At 51.4% G+C, this 18,173-nt stretch carries 17 protein-coding genes and 1 pseudogene; 7 read left to right on the top strand and 11 right to left on the bottom strand.

What is annotated here, in order from left to right:
- Positions 1 to 151 precede the first annotated feature (151 nt).
- The 7 genes and pseudogenes from patD to JQN59_RS11615 form a co-directional block, all read right to left on the bottom strand.
- Positions 152 to 1,579, bottom strand: a complete 1,428-nt coding sequence (gene patD, locus JQN59_RS11645; protein ID WP_204528201.1) for an aminobutyraldehyde dehydrogenase — start codon at positions 1,577 to 1,579, stop codon at positions 152 to 154.
- A 21-nt stretch (positions 1,580 to 1,600) separates the two neighbouring features.
- Entirely contained in the window at positions 1,601 to 2,407 is an 807-nt protein-coding gene (locus JQN59_RS11640; protein ID WP_149607256.1) for an ABC transporter permease, read from the bottom strand.
- Positions 2,397 to 3,341, bottom strand: a complete 945-nt coding sequence (locus JQN59_RS11635) for an ABC transporter permease (RefSeq protein WP_003833133.1) — start codon at positions 3,339 to 3,341, stop codon at positions 2,397 to 2,399. Before JQN59_RS11635 ends, JQN59_RS11640 begins: the two co-directional genes overlap by 11 nt.
- Positions 3,342 to 4,358, bottom strand: a complete 1,017-nt coding sequence (locus JQN59_RS11630; protein ID WP_003833135.1) for an ABC transporter ATP-binding protein — start codon at positions 4,356 to 4,358, stop codon at positions 3,342 to 3,344.
- 16 nt (positions 4,359 to 4,374) lie between these two features.
- Positions 4,375 to 5,520 carry a putative ABC transporter substrate-binding protein YdcS gene (ydcS, locus tag JQN59_RS11625; protein ID WP_008784842.1) on the bottom strand — a complete coding sequence of 382 codons (1,146 nt, stop codon included), beginning with the start codon at positions 5,518 to 5,520 and terminating at the stop codon, positions 4,375 to 4,377.
- 327 nt (positions 5,521 to 5,847) lie between these two features.
- Positions 5,848 to 7,257, bottom strand: coding sequence for an aminotransferase-like domain-containing protein (locus tag JQN59_RS11620; protein ID WP_149607257.1), 1,410 nt, complete (start codon positions 7,255 to 7,257; stop codon positions 5,848 to 5,850).
- Between the two features lie 92 nt (positions 7,258 to 7,349).
- Positions 7,350 to 7,619 (bottom strand): annotated as a pseudogene (locus JQN59_RS11615) (type II toxin-antitoxin system HicB family antitoxin); the annotation flags it as partial.
- Positions 7,620 to 7,966: 347 nt separating this feature from the next.
- On the opposite strand from JQN59_RS11615, the gene JQN59_RS11610 reads away from it, so the two are divergent.
- On the top strand, positions 7,967 to 8,182 hold the full coding sequence (locus tag JQN59_RS11610) for a hypothetical protein (protein ID WP_149607258.1): 216 nt from the start codon (positions 7,967 to 7,969) through the stop codon (positions 8,180 to 8,182).
- Here the strand turns inward: JQN59_RS11610 and JQN59_RS11605 are convergent.
- Positions 8,161 to 8,838, bottom strand: a complete 678-nt coding sequence (locus JQN59_RS11605) for a hypothetical protein (protein WP_149607259.1) — start codon at positions 8,836 to 8,838, stop codon at positions 8,161 to 8,163. The two genes, JQN59_RS11610 and JQN59_RS11605, sit on opposite strands and share 22 nt — an antisense overlap.
- A 558-nt stretch (positions 8,839 to 9,396) precedes the next feature.
- Between JQN59_RS11605 and JQN59_RS11600 the strand changes: the two genes are divergently transcribed.
- From JQN59_RS11600 to JQN59_RS11585, 4 genes are all read left to right on the top strand, one after another.
- On the top strand, positions 9,397 to 10,800 hold the full coding sequence (locus JQN59_RS11600; RefSeq protein WP_060682173.1) for a cytochrome ubiquinol oxidase subunit I: 1,404 nt from the start codon (positions 9,397 to 9,399) through the stop codon (positions 10,798 to 10,800).
- Positions 10,800 to 11,810: a cytochrome d ubiquinol oxidase subunit II gene (gene cydB / locus JQN59_RS11595; protein ID WP_048214147.1), complete on the top strand. Its 1,011-nt coding sequence runs from the start codon at positions 10,800 to 10,802 to the stop codon at positions 11,808 to 11,810. The genes JQN59_RS11600 and cydB overlap by 1 nt, the downstream gene beginning before the upstream one ends.
- Complete coding sequence (locus tag JQN59_RS11590) at positions 11,810 to 11,935, top strand: DUF2474 domain-containing protein (protein WP_003020230.1); 126 nt, start codon at positions 11,810 to 11,812, stop codon at positions 11,933 to 11,935. Before cydB ends, JQN59_RS11590 begins: the two co-directional genes overlap by 1 nt.
- Before the next feature lie 189 nt (positions 11,936 to 12,124).
- On the top strand, positions 12,125 to 12,355 hold the full coding sequence (locus JQN59_RS11585) for a DUF2554 family protein (protein WP_003020233.1): 231 nt from the start codon (positions 12,125 to 12,127) through the stop codon (positions 12,353 to 12,355).
- Between the two features lie 3 nt (positions 12,356 to 12,358).
- On the opposite strand, the gene rlhA is transcribed toward JQN59_RS11585, so the two are convergent.
- Positions 12,359 to 14,320, bottom strand: a complete 1,962-nt coding sequence (rlhA, locus tag JQN59_RS11580) for a 23S rRNA 5-hydroxycytidine C2501 synthase (protein WP_048227579.1) — start codon at positions 14,318 to 14,320, stop codon at positions 12,359 to 12,361.
- A 79-nt stretch (positions 14,321 to 14,399) separates the two neighbouring features.
- On the bottom strand, positions 14,400 to 14,936 hold the full coding sequence (locus JQN59_RS11575; RefSeq protein WP_048227578.1) for a helix-turn-helix domain-containing protein: 537 nt from the start codon (positions 14,934 to 14,936) through the stop codon (positions 14,400 to 14,402).
- A gap of 105 nt (positions 14,937 to 15,041) precedes the next feature.
- On the opposite strand from JQN59_RS11575, the gene JQN59_RS11570 reads away from it, so the two are divergent.
- Entirely contained in the window at positions 15,042 to 16,208 is a 1,167-nt protein-coding gene (locus tag JQN59_RS11570; RefSeq protein WP_149607260.1) for a benzoate/H(+) symporter BenE family transporter, read from the top strand.
- On the opposite strand, the gene JQN59_RS11565 is transcribed toward JQN59_RS11570, so the two are convergent.
- Positions 16,191 to 17,060 carry an AraC family transcriptional regulator gene (locus JQN59_RS11565; protein ID WP_048214144.1) on the bottom strand — a complete coding sequence of 290 codons (870 nt, stop codon included), beginning with the start codon at positions 17,058 to 17,060 and terminating at the stop codon, positions 16,191 to 16,193. The two genes, JQN59_RS11570 and JQN59_RS11565, sit on opposite strands and share 18 nt — an antisense overlap.
- Positions 17,061 to 17,244: 184 nt before the next feature.
- Here JQN59_RS11565 and JQN59_RS11560 point away from each other — a divergent pair, with 184 nt between their 5' ends.
- Complete coding sequence (locus tag JQN59_RS11560) at positions 17,245 to 18,153, top strand: DMT family transporter (protein WP_032943534.1); 909 nt, start codon at positions 17,245 to 17,247, stop codon at positions 18,151 to 18,153.
- Positions 18,154 to 18,173: the final 20 nt, after the last annotated feature.

The raw sequence follows: 18,173 nt of genomic DNA, 5'->3' as shown, positions 1-18,173 counted from the left end.
TGGGGCTTTGTTGTATCAATTAGCCTGACCTCGCGGATATTTCCAACTTACCGCCGTCCGATGGCGACGAGGCCAGTGGCGCGAATAGTATAGACACACGTATGCCAATATTTAGCTATCCGTGCCCCATTCGCCGATCGCGCTTAAGATATTACTCATGCTTGATCATAACATGGCGAATAACCGTGTAATCCTCCAGCCCATAAACCGACATATCCTTTCCATAGCCGGACTGTTTTTGCCCACCGTGCGGCATCTCGCTAACCAGCGTGAAATGGGTATTGACCCAGGTGCAACCATATTGCAGGCGAGCGCTAAAGCGATGCGCTCGCCCAACATCCCGGGTCCAGACGGAGGATGCCAGGCCGTATTTCGAATCGTTGGCCCATGCCAGCACCTGATCTTCATCATCAAATACGGTCACGCTGACCACCGGACCGAAAACTTCCCGCTGTACGATGGCATCGTCCTGCTTCGCCCCAGCAAGCAGCGTCGGGGCAAAATAGTAGCCTGAACCATCCACTTTTTTACCGCCGGTGATGACCTTAATATGGCCCAACGCTTTAGCCTCATCGACCGCTTTAGTCACGCGATCGAGATGTGCCTGCGAGCTCACTGGTCCCAGCTCGGTCGATTCATCATTCGGCGGACCGATTTTCAGGCTGGCAACGGCGGCGCCAAGTTTTTCGACCAGTGCATCATAAATGCCTTTCTGGGCATAGATTCGGCAAGCGGCGGTACAGTCCTGCCCGGCGTTGTAATAACCAAAGGTCCGCACGCCGCTCACCACTGCATCCAGATCGGCATCATCAAAAATGATCACCGGAGCTTTTCCGCCCAGTTCCATATGCGTACGCTTAATTGACGGCGCGGTGTGCTGAATAATGTGTTCGCCGGTTGCAATGGAGCCGGTCAGCGAAACCATACACACTTTTTCATGACCGGTCAGCGGATCGCCCACCGTTTTACCGCGACCAAACAGCACGTTAATCACGCCAGCCGGATAAATGTCTTTGGCGAATTCGGCTAATTTAAGCGCTGTCAGCGGAGTAATTTCTGACGGTTTAATCACCACGCAGTTCCCCGCCGCCAACGCTGGAGCCAGCTTCCACGCCGCCATCATCAGCGGATAGTTCCACGGCGCAATAGAAGCCACCACGCCCAGCGGATCACGGCGAATCATCGAGGTATGCCCTTCCAGATATTCACCGGCCGCCTGTCCTTGCAGGGTACGCGCCGCACCGGCAAAGAAGCGGAAAACATCGACAATAGCGGGAATTTCATCGTTGAGAACACAGTGCAGCGGTTTACCGCAGTTAAGTGATTCCAGCTCAGCGAAGGTTTGCGCGTTATCAGCAATAGCATCCGCCAGTTTCAGCAGCAGTTCAGAGCGGACTTTCGGCGTGGTTTGCCCCCAGGTGGCAAACGCGGCGTCTGCCGCACGTACAGCGGCATCAACCTGCATGGCTGACGCCTCAGCAATCTCCAGAATGAGTTCACCAGTGGCAGGGTTATAGACTGGCTGCTTTTCACCTTCACCGTTGACCAGCTCGCCATTAATCAGTAATTGATGTTGCATAGCAATTTCCCATATCGTCGTTTATTTACCGTTTCTGGCGAGAGTGTCGCCTTCACGCGTTAGCCACCAGGCCCCTAAAATTGGCAGTGTTGTCACCAGCATTACCAGCAATGCCACAACGTTGGTGACAGGCACATCCCGTGGACGGCCCAATTGATTGAGCAACCACAGAGGAAGTGTTCTTTCATGTCCGGCGGTGAACGTTGTCACGATGATTTCATCAAACGACAAGGCAAACGCCAGCATCCCCCCCGCCAGAAGTGCCGATGCCAGATTTGGCAGCACGACATAACGAAAGGTTTGCCAGCCATTGGCGCCAAGATCCATAGACGCTTCGACCAGACTCCATGAGGTACGGCGAAAACGCGCCACAACGTTGTTAAACACCACCACCACGCAAAATGTCGCATGGCCCACCACGATCGTGAGAAAACCCGGTTCCAGGTTGATGGTTTTAAACGCGGTCAACAGCGCAAGGCCGGTAATAATGCCCGGCAGCGCGATCGGCAACAGTAGCAACAGCGATATTGCACTTTTGCCAAAAAAGTCCCTACGCCACAGCGCGGCCGCGGCCAGCGTCCCCAGAACAAGGGCAATAGCTGTCGACAACGCAGCGATCTTAAGTGACAACGTCACAGATTCCAGGATATCGCTACGCTGCGCAGCAACGCTAAACCACTTCAGCGTTAATCCTTGGGGTGGAAAACTAAAAGCAGCCTCCTCAGTATTAAAAGCATAGGTGGCGATGATGAGGATGGGAAAGTGCAGGAAAATAACCCCGCCCCATGCCGCCAGTTTGAGTAGCCAGGGTGCGCGTTCAGAGTGCATCGAAAGCTCCCAGACGCTTCACGAACGCCAGATACAGTGCGATTAACACAATCGGCACCAGAGTAAATGCCGCCGCCATCGGCATATTGCCGATCGCCCCTTGTTGCGAATACACCATGTTGCCGATGAAATAACCCGGCGGTCCCACCAGTTGCGGCACAATAAAGTCACCCAACGTCAGAGAGAAGGTAAAGATCGAACCCGCTGCAATACCCGGTATCGCCAATGGAAGCACCACATAGCGGAAGGTTTGACGCGGACGCGCGCCCAAATCAGCAGAAGCCTGTAACAGCGACGGCGGAAGTCTCTCCAGCGCGGCCTGTACCGGCAGGATCATAAACGGCAGCCAGATATAGACGAACACCAGGAAACGCCCTAACCCTGAAGTCGACAGCGTATTGCCGCCTACCGCAGGCAATGTCAGGAACGAAAGCAGCAACGGCTCCAGCCCAAGGTGGGTTAAAAACCACTGCGCCACGCCGTCTTTAGCCAACAGCAGCGTCCACGCATAGGCTTTAACGATGTAGCTGGCCCACATTGGCAACATTACGGCAATGTAAAAAAAAGCCTTCATTTTGCCGCTGGTATAGCGAGCCATATACCACGCCATCGGAAACGCCAGAATCGCGCTGGCGATGGTGACCGCTACCGCCATCGTCAGAGTGCGCAAAATGATGTCGTAGTTAGCGGGATTAAACAGCGCCTGCAAATTCGCCAGCGTCAGGTCTGGTGTGACCGACATGGTGAAATCGTCGAAGGTATAAAAACCTTGCCACAACAGCGTCAGTAATGAGCCAAAGTAGACGATGCCAAACCACATCAGCGGTCCGAGGAGCAGCAAAAACAGCCCCAGCCCCGGATTACGCCAGAAGTAACCTGAGATCCGATTCAGGTTGGTCGACTGTGGAGGCGAATGTAAGACGTTCATAGCCATTCACCTCTCCTCAACCAGCGGTACCATCACGTCGCGTGACCAGGATGCCATCACCTGCTGACCTGGCGACAACGTTGACGGTAGCATTTCGCCCGTCAGATTCGCCTGGCTAACCAGCAATTTTTCCCCTCCGGCGAGTTTTAGTTCAAACCGCGTCGCCGCCCCCTGATACTGCACCGCCTGGATAACTCCCGTAGCCTGGACTTCTCCCCCGGCATCATTCAAACGAATATGTTCCGGACGCAGGGAGAACATCCCCTGTAGCCCGCAAACGTTCGCCGACATCGTCGCATCGAAGACATTTGACGTCCCGACGAAACTTGCCACAAACGGCGTACGTGGACGCATATACAGTTCACGCGGAGAATCTACCTGTTCAATGCGACCGTTATTAAACACCGCCACACGATCGGACATCGACAGGGCTTCACCCTGATCGTGAGTAACAAAAATGAACGTGATGCCAAGAGATTGCTGTAATTTTTTCAGTTCCAGCTGCATCTGTTCACGCAATTTAAGATCCAATGCCCCGAGCGGCTCATCCAACAGCAGGACGCGCGGCTCATTGACCAGTGCCCGGGCAATCGCCACGCGCTGACGTTGCCCACCGGAAAGCTGCGACGGTTTACGTTCATAAACAAAACCGAGCGCAACTTTATCCAACGCCTCTCGCGCTTTGGCGTGGCGCTGTTTTTTATCGATGCCTTTGACCATCAGCCCGTAAGCGACGTTGTCGAGAATCGACATGTGCGGGAATAACGCGTAATCCTGAAATACCGTATTGACGTCCCGTTCCCAGGGCGGTAATTCGCTGGCCTGCTTACCAAAAATGGTAATTGCGCCGCCTGACAGCTGCTCAAACCCGGCAATCAGGCGCAGACAAGTGGTCTTGCCGGAGCCGGATGGCCCCAGCATAGAGAAAAACTCACCGTCGTTAATCGCAATACTTACCCCATCAACTGCACGAACATCCCCATACAAACGCGAGACGTTATGAAACTCCACTGCGTACGTCATAAAACCCCCAGCGGAATTAACGACCGCCCATGATGGCGATGTAATCCTGCGTCCAGCGACTGTAAGGAACGAATTTTCCACCTTCGGCAATCGGCGTTTTCCAGAAGGCAATTTTGTCAAAGTAGCTATAGCCGTTGGTTTCACAACCCTTTTCACCCAGTAACGGGCTGGCTTTACAACCTTCAGGCACCACTGGCAGAGAACCAAACCAGGCCGCTACGTCGCCCTGTACTTTCGGGGTTAATGACCAGTTCATCCATTTGTAAGCACAAACCGGGTGTTTCGCTTCACTGTGCAGCATGGTGGTATCAGCCCATCCGGTAACCCCTTCTTTTGGGAAGACCGTGGCAATTGGCTGACCTTCGCCTTTCAAGGCGTTAGCCTGATAAGGCCAGGCGCTTGACGCTACCACGCCTTCGTTTTTGAAATCGCTCATTTGCACGGTGGTATCGTGCCAATAGCGATGGATCAGCGCGTGCTGATCGCTCAGGACTTTGATCACCGCCTGATACTGTTTTTCAGTGAGCTGATAGGGATCGGTAATACCCAACTGCGGCTGAGTGGCTTTAACGAATAACGCGGCATCGGCAATATAGATCGGGCCATCGTAGGCCTGAACGCGACCTTTATTGCTTTTCCCATCCTCAAGTTTTTGCTCAACAAACACCACGCTCCAGCTATCCGGCGGCGTTGGGAAAATTTTGGTGTTATACATCAGCAGGTTTGGTCCCCACTGGTACGGTGTGCCGTAAACTTTTCCGCCAACGTTAAACCATTCGCCTTTTACCACGCGTGGATCGATGGTTTTCCAGTTAGGGATCAGCGCGGTATTAATTGGCTGAACGCGTTTTCCCATAATCAGGCGCAGTGAGGCATCACCAGAAGCGGTAACCAGGTCGTAGCCGCCTTTTGCCATCAGGCTGACCATTTCATCAGATGTGGCTGCCGTTTTTACATTAACCGCGCAGCCGGTATCTTTCTCAAACTGTGAGACCCAGTCATATTGTTTATCGGTTTGCCCACGTTCGATATAACCCGGCCAGGCAATAATATCCAGGCGGCCTTCCGGTTTATCTAATGATGTGGGGGGTTCGGCTGCCTGCGCAGTCATCAGCGTCATACTGAGTGCGCACAGGCTACTGAGGGCAAACTGCTTGCTCATAACGTCTTACTCCTGTCTAAAAAATATTGAGCGGCAGCCTTGCCGTAAATATATGTCCTTTTCTAAAAATAGTCGGGGTGTTGTAAGCGTTCCTGTTGGCGCAAGGAAATTTAATCAGGTTGTGAGCTAACGCTCATTACGCTACAGACTCTGACCAGGGGGTAATCTTCCGGAGTATAGACAAGGAGTTAGACGCAGAGGTGGCAATAGTATTAACTATTGATATTTTGTATGGACGCACCCGATATAAATAATACCGTGGTTCAGCATTCACTATTTCGAAAATAAGAACACGCTATTCATTTATATTGAATAGCGCGTTATGGTTTATTTCATCATTTCACGAATTAATTTACCAAGCTGTTTTACGGCCTGCTCTTCGCGATCTCCCCAGTGCCATGCAGTATTAAAACGAAAAAAACGTGTCCAGCTTCCCGAGGTCGAGAACATTTTCCCCGGCGCAATACTGATGTGGTGCGCCAGCGCATGGGTACTGAGCACACCGGCATCAAGCGGTTCCGGCAGCTCCAGCCACAGAAAATAACCACTGTCGTTGTGGTGAATGTTGACTTCCGCCGGAAGATGACGCAGCAGCGTTTGCCAGGCCTGTTGTTTACGTTCCGCCAGTTGCCGACGCAAGCGCCGTAAATGCGCGTCATAGCGCCGGGTTGAAAGATAATCAACAAGGGCAAGCTGCATGGGCGAACTGGTAGATAAGGTGCTCATTAGCTGGAGTCGCTGAATACGCCGGGCATGTTTCCCTGCTGCCACCCAGCCAATACGAAATCCTGGTACCAGACACTTCGAGAAGGACGAACAATGCAGAACGCTGTCGGCGCGATCCCAGGCTTTGGCGGGCAACGGTTTTTCGCGGCCAAAGTACAGCTCGCTGTAAACATCATCTTCAATCAGTATTACGTGGTATTTTTCCAGCAAGGCAACCAGACGCGCCTTTTTCTCTGCGCTGAGCGTAAAACCCAGTGGATTTTGGCTGTTGGTCATTAGCCAGCAAGCTTTTACCGAGTACTCCTGCAACGCCTGCTCCAGCGCGGTGAGATCGATCCCCTCTTTTACGTCGGTGGCAATCGAAAGCGCCTTCAGACGTAATCGCTCCAGGGCCTGCAACGCCCCGTAAAAACAGGGGTTTTCGACAATTACCCAATCACCCGGTTCGGTGACTGCCTGTAGGCTCAGATTAAGGGCTTCCAGCGCGCCGGTGGTGATGACGATTTCGTCAGGTGAAATGGTCATCCCCTGTTGAGCATAGCGACGGGCAATGGCATGACGCAGGTCAGCATTCCCCGGCGGCAGGTTTTCAATCACGCTCATGGCGGTGGCGGTTTTACTCACCTGCGCCAACGAGCGGTTCAACTGCTGAAGTGGAAACAGACGCGGGTCGGGGAATGCGGAGGCAAAGGGCATCACTGACGCATCCCGGCTGGCCTGCAACATATCAAAAATGTAGGTATTGATATCCACCGCTTCATCGCGCATGACCTGCACCTGCGGCGCAGCAAATTCACGTTCGGGGCGCGCGGCGACATAATAGCCAGACTGCGGTCGGGCAATAATCCGCCCCTGGCTTTCCAGCAACTGGTATGCGTGTCCGACGGTCATAAAACTCATTCCGCTGCTGACCACCTGCTCACGCAAGGATGGCAAGCGATCGCCTGGCTGCCATACGCCAGACGCAATTTGATCGCGAATTTGCTCTGCCAGTCGCTGGTACTTTTTCATTTTTCGTCCTGATTACCGGTGTCGGTGACAACCACTGTGTATATCAGTTTACATAATCAGGGTATTTTATTTAACTGTTATAGTTAACAGTTTTACAACATCGGTAATGACAGTTCTTTGCCTACGGCGCGCACAGCTATCTGCACTGCATCAATTTTTGTCGCGAGATTTAAATCGAATAAGCGAGTAATTTCCTGCTTAGACCTGCCGATCCTGTTTGCCAACTCCTGCTGGGTGATATTGGATTCAAGAAAGGCATTTAACAACAGAACCTTAGACGCAACGCTCAGTGGTATTTCCACATAGTCAGTTTCAGTACCTACTGCAGAAGGTAAAGGAATCGGTTCGTTATCGTCGAAGTGACCAATGCGGCTTGCGCAGCCTGCGCCATTTGACACCATAGGGATTCCTACCGGAGTTTTTGCTTTCTATAACGTAACCTGCTTTCGCTTTTGTGGTTTTCGCAGTAACCGGAACAAAGCAACTGCAATTTCTTCAAATCCCACAGGGAGTATTTAACGACACACCGAAAGTGAGAGGTTGCCGATGGAGTTTGCGGAAAAATATCCACAGATAACCAGAGAGTTACCAGCATGAAAATTCAATTAATTAGGCTAAATGAATTTGTTACATCTAATTATTTACTCATTAGTTTCGATTCAGTACACTGCCAGATGAAAATGTCTGGCAACCGATAAGAGATTAGTAAATGAAACAAGTATTATCTTTCTTAATCTGGGTTGGGATCGCTTTAGCAGCATTCTTAGCAATAACATCAACATTATCAAATGTAATACTAATGTTTAGTGCTTATCCTGATTCTATCGGGGATAAATATGCTCACATGTTTATATTTGGACGTTGGACATTTACTGTGGCAATGATTCTTACTTGCTGGTTGCTTTATCGCCTGTCAAAAAATTGATGAGCTACACCCCCTTGAAAAAAATACTCTACCGCCTGTTTGAACAAAGCCGGATTTTCTTTTGATAATCTGGTTGCTTTCTCAAATGGCTCAACCCGCTCCTGAATAGCAAAATAGAGAAGATCTAAATCTCCCAAGTCCTTAAGCTTCCGATAAACTTCATAGTTTGATATTTTTAGGTATCTCGAAGCATGTATAGCACTTGATACTCCACCACCAATCATTAACAATGTGCTGACCGACATACTAAAAGCAATAGACACGGTGATCCGTGAAGAGATTAAGGCTCCAATTTTTAAACCAGAAAGTTCACCGAAAGTATAACTACCCAATGCAGAAGCTACAGTGTCTTTTGTTACATTTGTTACGATATCAGATAAATTAACGTGCTGCATGAAACCATCAATGAATACATTGACCGCTTTTTCCACAATGTTAATATTTTTCGTTGATGTTGCCCGCTTCACTAGTCCCGCAATCCTCATATTATCATCCATATTTTGCCGCCTGTCATCGGTATGGATAAAATCGGATGCGAGAGAATACAAGTCTACAGGAAAGTGAATCAAGCCTTTAATGTATGCAACCAGCATCCCTTCATTTTCTAAATTCAGAGCTGAGAGCATTTCCTTTGCCAAATCTTTTGCGTATCCCATCCCTTAAGGTCCATGTGGTATTATTTTAAATACAATCATAGAGATCATCTTATGTATATTCCATAATTAGACAGCTCGTGACTGTCCATTTTAAGAATAATGCTCACCAGCGATAAAAATTCCAGGCAGGTACCGGCGGTTCCGCTGTTGGTCGCGGATCACCATGTTCATTTCAGTCTGATTGACACGATAACCGGATGTCACCCGAAGCTCAGTGATGCCATTCGCCCTCTTTCCCTCACTACACCGTCATGAGAACTCAACCGTATGAATGCCGTCGTCGCTATGCCAGCTAGCTGGCGGTAATGCAAGGACAACGCGGCACGCAGGACTGCTGGGTCATAAATCGGCCAAAATGACCGAGAAATATCACGATGAAAGGAATGACAGTTGGGTGATTCTGGCAATTTAATTTTAGCCATTATTGGGGAGGAGTTTTGGGGAAGGCCCATAACAGTCGGGTAACTGTTATGGTTAAAAAGAACTGTTCTGTTTCTGCCTTCCATTGCTCCTCAGACTTAGAATTGCGCCAAATCAATTTTGCCTGCGGAGTTAAGCATGTTCGGTCTTGACGCGTTTCACCTGGCAAGGATCCAGTTCGCGTTTACGGTATCCTTTCACATCATCTTTCCGGCTATTACTATCGGGCTCGCCAGTTATCTGGCTGTGCTGGAAGGGCTATGGCTAAAAACGAAAAATCCCACCTGGCGATCGCTTTACCATTTCTGGTCGAAAATATTCGCCGTAAATTTTGGTATGGGTGTAGTTTCCGGGCTGGTGATGGCTTATCAGTTCGGCACCAACTGGAGTGGTTTTTCCGAGTTCGCCGGGAGTATCACTGGGCCGTTACTGACCTATGAAGTATTAACCGCCTTCTTCCTCGAAGCTGGTTTCCTTGGGGTGATGTTGTTTGGCTGGAATCGGGTTGGTCCAGGGCTTCATTTCTTTGCCACCTGCATGGTCGCACTGGGTACCATTATTTCAACCTTCTGGATCCTCGCCTCCAACAGCTGGATGCAGACACCGCAAGGCTATGAAATAGTTAACGGCCAGGTCGTTCCCGTCGACTGGTTCGCCGTTATTTTCAATCCTTCGTTCCCCTATCGTCTGCTGCATATGTCGGTTGCCGCCTTCCTGAGTAGCGCGTTGTTTGTTGCTGCCTCTGGGGCATGGCATTTGCTGCGCGGGAATAACACACCAGCAATTCGAGCGATGTTTTCGATGGCGCTGTGGATGACATTAATCGTCGCTCCATTGCAGGCCTTGATTGGCGATATGCACGGTTTGAATACGCTGAAGCATCAGCCGGCAAAAATTGCTGCGATTGAAGGACACTGGGAAAATCGCCCCGGTGAACCGACTCCGCTGCTGCTGTTCGGCTGGCCGGATATGGAGCAGGAACGCACCCGCTATGGGCTGGAAATCCCGGCGCTGGGCAGTCTGATCCTGACCCATAGTCTGGACAAACAGGTCCCGGCCCTAAAAGAGTTTCCTAAAGAAGACAGGCCCAACTCCACCATGGTGTTCTGGTCGTTTCGCATAATGGCCGGGCTAGGCATGCTGATGATCCTGTTGGGCGCGTTTGCCCTGTGGCTGCGCTATAAGCAGCGTTTATACACCTCGCGCCCTTTTCTGCGCTTTGCCTTGTGGATGGGTCCTTCCGGTCTGATTGCCATCCTTGCCGGTTGGGTGACCACTGAAGTTGGCCGTCAGCCTTGGGTGGTTTACGGTCTGCAACGTACGGCGGATGCGGTTTCTGCACATGGCGATTTACATATGAGCATCAGCCTGCTGTCCTTCTTTGTGGTGTACAGCTCAGTGTTTGGCGTGGGTTACAGCTACATGATCCGCCTGATCCGTAAAGGGCCACAGGAAGATGACCCGACCATTCCGCCGACAGGCACGCCTGCCCGGCCGCTTTCAGCCGCCGTCCTCGATTCTCAACCGGAGGCACATCGCTAATGGGTATCGATTTATCAGTTATCTGGTTTGTGATTATCGTCTTCGCCACGCTGATGTATATCGTGATGGACGGTTTTGATCTCGGGATTGGCATTTTATTCCCAGCGATTCAGGACGCTGACGACCGCGATGTTATGGTCAACAGCGTCGCCCCAGTATGGGACGGCAATGAAACCTGGCTGGTGTTGGGCGGAGCCGGATTATTCGGCGCTTTCCCCCTGGCCTATGCGGTGATTGTCGATGCGCTGACGATCCCGTTGACCCTGATGCTAATCGGCCTGATTTTTCGCGGCGTCGCGTTCGAGTTTCGCTTCAAAGCCACACCGGCTCACCGACCATTCTGGGATAAAGCCTTTCTCGGCGGTTCAATCCTCGCGACATTCACGCAAGGTGTCGTGGTGGGTGCCGTACTCAACGGATTTTCCGTTACCGGACGCAGCTACAGCGGCGGTCCTTTCGACTGGTTGACCCCGTTCACGTTGTTCTGCGGTGTTGGTCTGGTCGTGGCTTACGCCCTGCTGGGGGCGACATGGCTGGTGATGAAAAGCGAAAATCCGTTGCAGGATAAAATGCGCAGTGTGGCCAAACAACTGCTGCTGGCAATGTTGGTTGTGATTGCCATTATCAGCCTGTGGACACCACTGGCACATAGCGCGATTGCCGAGCGTTGGTTTAGCCTGCCCAACCTGTGGTTCCTGATGCCTGTTCCGCTGCTGGTTGCGCTTATCAGTCTCTGGCTGTGGCGTTCGCTGGGGCAACATAACTGCCATACACTGCCTTTTGTATTAACGCTGGGGCTGATTTTTCTCGGGTTTAGCGGGCTGGGGATCAGTATCTGGCCACATATCATTCCACCGTCTATTACGCTCTGGCAGGCGGCGGCTCCGGCACAAAGTCAGGGCTTTATGTTGGTTGGCGCACTGCTGATTATCCCGATAATCCTGGTGTACACCTTCTGGAGCTACTACGTTTTCCGCGGCAAAGTTCAACATGGTGAGGGGTATCATTGATGCAACAAACAATCTGGAAACGCCTGATGTGGCTGGTGATCCTCTGGGGCGGCAGCGTGCTGGCCCTGGCCGCCGTTGGTATGTTCTTTCGTCTCCTGATGACAGCCGCCGGATTCAAGTCCTGATACTCTCCTTGCAAACAACCGGGCAGCACTGTATTGCCCGGTTGTGACAAATCCCAACACTGGCTAAACAAATATGTAAAAAACATCGAAATGGCAAAACAGAGATTGTCATTAACCCGATTAAAATATTGAATAGTCACCAGGCGAAATTATCGCCAATTCCGCAGCTAACGTACCAGAGGGTGCATGATGTTTAAGAAAGGGTTAACGGTGTTATTGCTGGCCAGCGCGCTTTTTTCCGGTCAACTTTTCGCTACTAATCAGGGACATGAATATCTTCAGGTGCAGGATGCCGATCACTTACTACGACACACGGCCGACAGCGATGAGCTGCGAGTGACGGCGGAAGAATCCGCCGCCGATCTTCGTGAACACCATCACTGGCAAAAATCACGCAAACCCGATACACATCTGAGCTGACGATTAACCTTTGCGCTTCGGCAGTGTCTTCATCAGTTCTTCTGGACTGACCGAAGCCACGACGCTGCCCGGCAACGGCATCTTCAGAATGTGGTGCTTCATCTTGCCGATTACGTGCATTTCGCACGGTCGGCAATCAAATTTCAGCGTCAGGACTTCATCGCCGTTAACCAGTTGCATCGGTGTTGCTTTCCAGCTTTTGATGTTACCTTTCGCCTGTTTCGGACACAGGTTAAAGGCGAAACGCAGGCAATGTTTGGTGATCATCACCGGCACTTCGCCCTTTTCTTCATGTGCTTCATAGGCTGCATCAATCAACTGAACGCCATAACGGTGATAAAACTCACGCGCTTTTTGGTTGTAGACGTTAGCCAGGAAACTCAAGTGCGTTTGTGGATAAACCGGCGCTGGCTGAGATACCGGTTTGCGGCTACCGCGCTGATAGCTTTGCAGGCGCGCTGCATCCAGCATATCAACGGCTTCACGCCGGAACTGATTTAGTTGACCGTTTGGCACAAACAGTGCGCCCGGCAGATTCACCTGAATATTACGGGCGTAGTACATCGTCTGACCAAGTTTTGCCAGTCCGTCCTGTAGGTTACTCAACGCTTTTTCCGCATTGTTCGCTTCCTCAAACTGGCCGTCCAACGTATGGGTGATACTCACGCCCTCTTCACTGGTGAGCGTCAGAATCAACTGCTCCTGCCAGCCGCCGAGCTCAATATCGATCGCAACACGGCGTTCGCTGGAAGTTTTTGTTAACGCTTGCTGCCAGTTATGATCGAGGTTGCGATTCAGCGGATGATGCGGACGCACTTTGTGCAGGTCGGCGGGCATTTCATTCGGCCATACCCGATAACGATTGTTCCCCGTTTTTTCCACGGTGTTGGCGCGAAATCCAACAACCTCACGTTTGATTAACACGTTCAGGCCATCCCCGTTTGCCAGCGGTTCAGTCACCTCAACATCGAGATGATCTTTCGCCACCTTCAGGACTTCGCCGACCGGCAAACCGATAAACTTTGGTGAGTCGAATGCGCCAATATCCCCTTTACGGGCATTCACAAAATAATCGGTACTGCCGCGATGGAAGGTTTTCTCTGTGGATGGGGTAAAGAAATGTTCGGTACGTCCCGCTGATGAACGGGCCAGATCGCCGCGTTCTTCAATGATGGCGTCGAGCATCTGGCGATAATGCGCGGTAATATTCTTCACATAACTCATGTCCTTATAGCGCCCTTCAATTTTGAAGGAACGCACACCTGCGTCAATCAACGCGCCCAGGTTGGCGGTCTGATCGTTATCTTTCATCGACAACAGATGTTTTTCATAGGACACCACGCGTCCCTGATCGTCTTTCAGGGTATACGGCAGACGGCAAGCCTGGGAACAGTCGCCGCGGTTAGCGCTGCGTCCGGTTTGCGCATGTGAAATATAACACTGCCCTGAATAGGCAACGCACAGCGCACCGTGAATGAAAAACTCAATGGTCGCATCAGTAGCCTGATGGATAGCGCTAATCTGCTCAAGGCTCAGTTCGCGCGCCAGCACAATCTGGGTGAATCCCACATCGGATAGAAATTTCGCCTTCTCAACGCTGCGAATATCGCACTGGGTGCTGGCGTGCAGTTCAATCGGGGGAATATCCAGTTCCAGAATCCCCATATCCTGCACGATCAGGGCATCAACGCCGGTCTGATACAGATCGGTAATTAACCGTTGTGCGGGCTCCAGCTCATCATCATGCAAGATCGTGTTTAGCGTCACAAAGATTTTTGCCCCGTAACGATGGGCAAAAGGCACTAATTCGGCTATATCTTTCAGGCTATTACTGGCGTTATGACGCGCGCCAAAACCTGGTCCACCAATGTAAACGGCGTCTGCGCCGTGCAAAATGGCTTCGCGCGCAATGGCGGTATCCCGAGCCGGGCTTAACAATTCAAGGTGATGAGGCTGCTGGCGCATACAGTTGTTACCATCCACAAGCGGTAAAAATGGCGGTTATTGTAGTCACAAGCGCGGCGTTTCGAAATAGTTTTCCCGATTAACCGCGTGGGTAATGGATCAGCGAGTGAAAATGAACCGTTTGCTCGCTACTGTTACGGTAGCTATGTGCCGTATCTCCGGCGAAACGGACACCTTCACCGGATTTAAGGGTGCGCCACTGCCCCTCAATACACATATCCAGCAGACCACTAATCACCACCACGTGCTCAATTACGCCGGTTTCATGCGGAGTAGATTCACTGAGCGCGCCGGGTGCCAGCAGTATCGAAAAATGATCGAAGCACAGTTGCGGATCCCACGGGAACAACGGTGTGACGACCATCGCCTGCTGCTGGGGATCGAATGTTAGCGTGCCGTCTGACTCTGGTGGTGAAATAAACGTTGAAAACGGGACGTTCAGTCCAGTGGCTATTTTCCACAATGTTGCCACCGTTGGACTGGATTCGTTGCGCTCAATCTGCCCCAGCATCGCTTTTGACACGCCAGTTTCCTCCGCCAGACGCGAAAGGCTCCATTCACGCTGGTGACGTAGCGTCTTGAGCGTTGTGGCCAGATAGTGGGTTAAGTTGTCCATTTTTCTCCTTCGTCGCTCTCCTTTCTCGGGGCTACAGCTTAGCACTTGTACGCTATAACGCACAGTGCTACAGTGACTGACCGTTATAACGCACGCGGAGTTGCTATGCGCACATTTTCCATCCCCTTGCCTACAGTTTTGTCGGGTTTTGTGGCTGTCCTGGTCGGCTACGCCAGTTCAGCGGCCATTATCTGGCAAGCGGCGCTCGCCGCAGGTGCGACGACCGGACAAATCGCAGGCTGGATGACCGCACTGGGGCTAGCAATGGGGGTCAGTACGCTGGCGCTGACATTGTGGTATCGCGCCCCTGTACTCACCGCATGGTCAACGCCCGGTGCCGCGCTGCTGGTGACGGGCCTGCACGGGGTATCGATTCAGGATGCTATCGGTGTTTTTATCGTAGCTAATGCATTGATTGTGCTGTGCGGTATAACCGGGCTGTTTGCCCGCCTGATGAAAATTATTCCCCACTCGCTGGCATCGGCCATGCTGGCCGGGATCTTGCTGCGTTTTGGTTTGCAGGCGTTCAATAGCCTGAACAGTGAGCTTATCTTGTGCGGCAGCATGCTGCTGGCGTGGTTAGTACTAAAAGTGATTGCCCCACGGTATGCCGTAATCGCCGCAATGTTGGTAGGTATAGCCATCGCCCTGGTTAAAGGTGACATTGTCACCGATAGTGTTAATCTGTCACCGGTATTGCCAGCGTTTATTGCCCCACACTTTTCATTAGCCCACTGTATCAGCATTGCGCTACCGCTGTTTCTGGTTACTATGGCTTCGCAAAATGCCCCCGGTATTGCGACCATGAAAGCATCGGGATATTCGTTACCCGTTTCACCCCTGATTGTTTTTACGGGTCTGCTGGCACTGCTATTTTCGCCGTTTGGCGTCTATTCCATCTGCATCGCCGCCATAACCGCAGCAATTTGCCAAAGCCCCGAAGCCCATCCAGATGCAAATCGACGCTGGCTCGCCGCAGCGGCAGCGGGTGTCTTTTACATTCTGGCTGGGGTGTTTGGCGGTTCGGTCACAGGACTGATGGCAGCCCTGCCCGTAAGCTGGATCCAGATGCTTGCTGGTCTGGCATTACTCGGCACGATTAGCGGTAGTTTATTTCAAGCCTTACATATTGAAGCAGAACGCGATGCGGCCATCGTCACTTTTCTGGTTACGGCCAGTGGTCTGACGGTATTTGGTGTTGGGTCTGCATTCTGGGGGCTGGTCGTCGGCGGTATCTGCTACTCAGTGTTGACGTTATTTCGCCGCGCGTAGCTGCGTTGGCGTTTTACCCGTCACTTGTTTAAACCGGTTACTGAAATGGCTCGCCGAACTGAACCCACAGGCCATTGCAATATCCGACAAGCTGCGTGATGAACAACAGACCAGTTGCTGCGCCAGCGCCATACGGCGTTGCATGACGTACTGATGAGGCGCCATATTCATCGACTGGCGAAACATTCTGGCAAAATGGAATTCACTTAGCGCTGCTTCACCTGCCAGATCGCTCAACGTTATGGGATACGCCAGATGTGCTTCAATATAGGCCAGCACGTTGCGCAATGTGGCAGGCGCAAGCCCTCCGGTGACAACGGGAAGTCGCCATTGCACATTGCTGTAATGCTGGATCAGATGCGTTAACAGTAGTGAAGATGCCGCGCTAAGCGTGAGGTGATTGGCCGGTTGCTGCCAGTCATTACCAAGCAAAAACTGACGGTAAACCGCCGTGATCCCCGGGTCACTGCCAAACGTATGCTCGTCCAGCGTGAAACTATAGGGGCTTTTGTCCCAGACTTTTTCACCCACTTCGCGCAAATGGGCGTCTGTACAATAGAGATGAACAAAGGAAAGATCGTCACGAATATCCCAACTGGACTCACTCTCCTTCGGCATCAGGCAAAAACGGTCTGGTCCCCCGCCATTCTTCCAGCCTCCCGCCGTCTTGTGGTAACTCTCGTAACCATCTGCGATGTATAAACTGAGCGTATGATGATCGCAATACTGGGTGATGGTATCGCGTTTGTTCGACCAGGCCGCCAGTTGGATCCCTGAATGTAACGCAACCGATTCATGCAGCACGGCATTATGTTTGCGCAAGTTTTCAAAGGCACCGTAGGGCTGAGACATACCATCACATTCAAAATAAGTTAGCAGGCTTTCAGTCTATATCAGCTACATATCGTTAACAGCTGCCTTTTCACTATTACGCTAAAAAAAGCGCAAGATTTTGCAAGTCCACCGCAAGCCGATGAAAGTCTCCTGCATTCCGTCGTGACACAGTGTAAGTCTGAAAGCATAAAGAGAGAGTCGTATGAACGCACTGTTGTACTGCCTGGTGGTGGTTATTTGGGGAACGACATGGATTGCGATTTATTTGCAGCAAGGTCCGGTTTCTGCACCGGTTTCTATCTTTTGGCGCTTCGCCGTTGCCAGCTCGGTGATGATAGTGATCCTGTTGCTAAGCGGTAAATTACGCAAACTGTCTGGTCGCGATCATCTGTTTTGTCTGTTACAGGGTGGATGCGTTTTTTGCTTTAACTTCTGGTGTTTTTATACGGCTGCGGCGTGGATTAATACCGGCCTGGAGTCGGTGATTTTCTCAATGGCCGTCCTGTTCAATGCAGTCAATAGCTTCATCTTTTTTGGTCAAAAACCACCGCTGCGCTTCTATATTGCAGCGGGTCTGGGACTGACGGGCATCGTGACTCTGTTCTGGCAGGATTTGCTCAACAGCGGGTTTAATCATTCACTGCTGCTGGGCATCGGTTTGAGCGCTCTGGGAACCTTCGGCTTCTCACTGGGTAATATGATCAGTCTGCGTCACCAGAAAAAAGGGTTGGAAGTACTGACCACCAACAGTTGGGCCATGCTGTACGGCACATTGCTGATCGCGGCCATTGCTCTGGTGCGCGGCGACAACTTCACGCCACAGTGGACATTCAGCTATCTTAGCGCGCTGTTATATCTTGCTATTTTCGGCTCAGTGATTGCCTTTGGCGCTTATTTCACGCTGGTAGGTCGCATTGGTCCCAGTAAGGCGGCATACAGCACGCTGCTGTTCCCGCTGGTGGCGCTGACGCTGTCAACATTGTATGAAGGATACATCTGGCAAGTTAATGCAATTGCCGGATTGGTGTTGATCTTACTGGGAAATCTGGTGATGTTTGCCCGACCGGAAGCGCTGATGGGTAAACTACTCTATCGTCGTCGTGTGGCATAAAAAAACGCACCATCCTGAGA

This window comes from Citrobacter sp. B72, from assembly GCF_016894305.1.
GTDB classification, from domain to species: Bacteria; Pseudomonadota; Gammaproteobacteria; order Enterobacterales; family Enterobacteriaceae; genus Citrobacter; species Citrobacter portucalensis.
The sequence above is the reverse complement of the archived record's forward strand: the minus strand, read 5'-3'. Positions and strand labels throughout refer to the sequence as shown.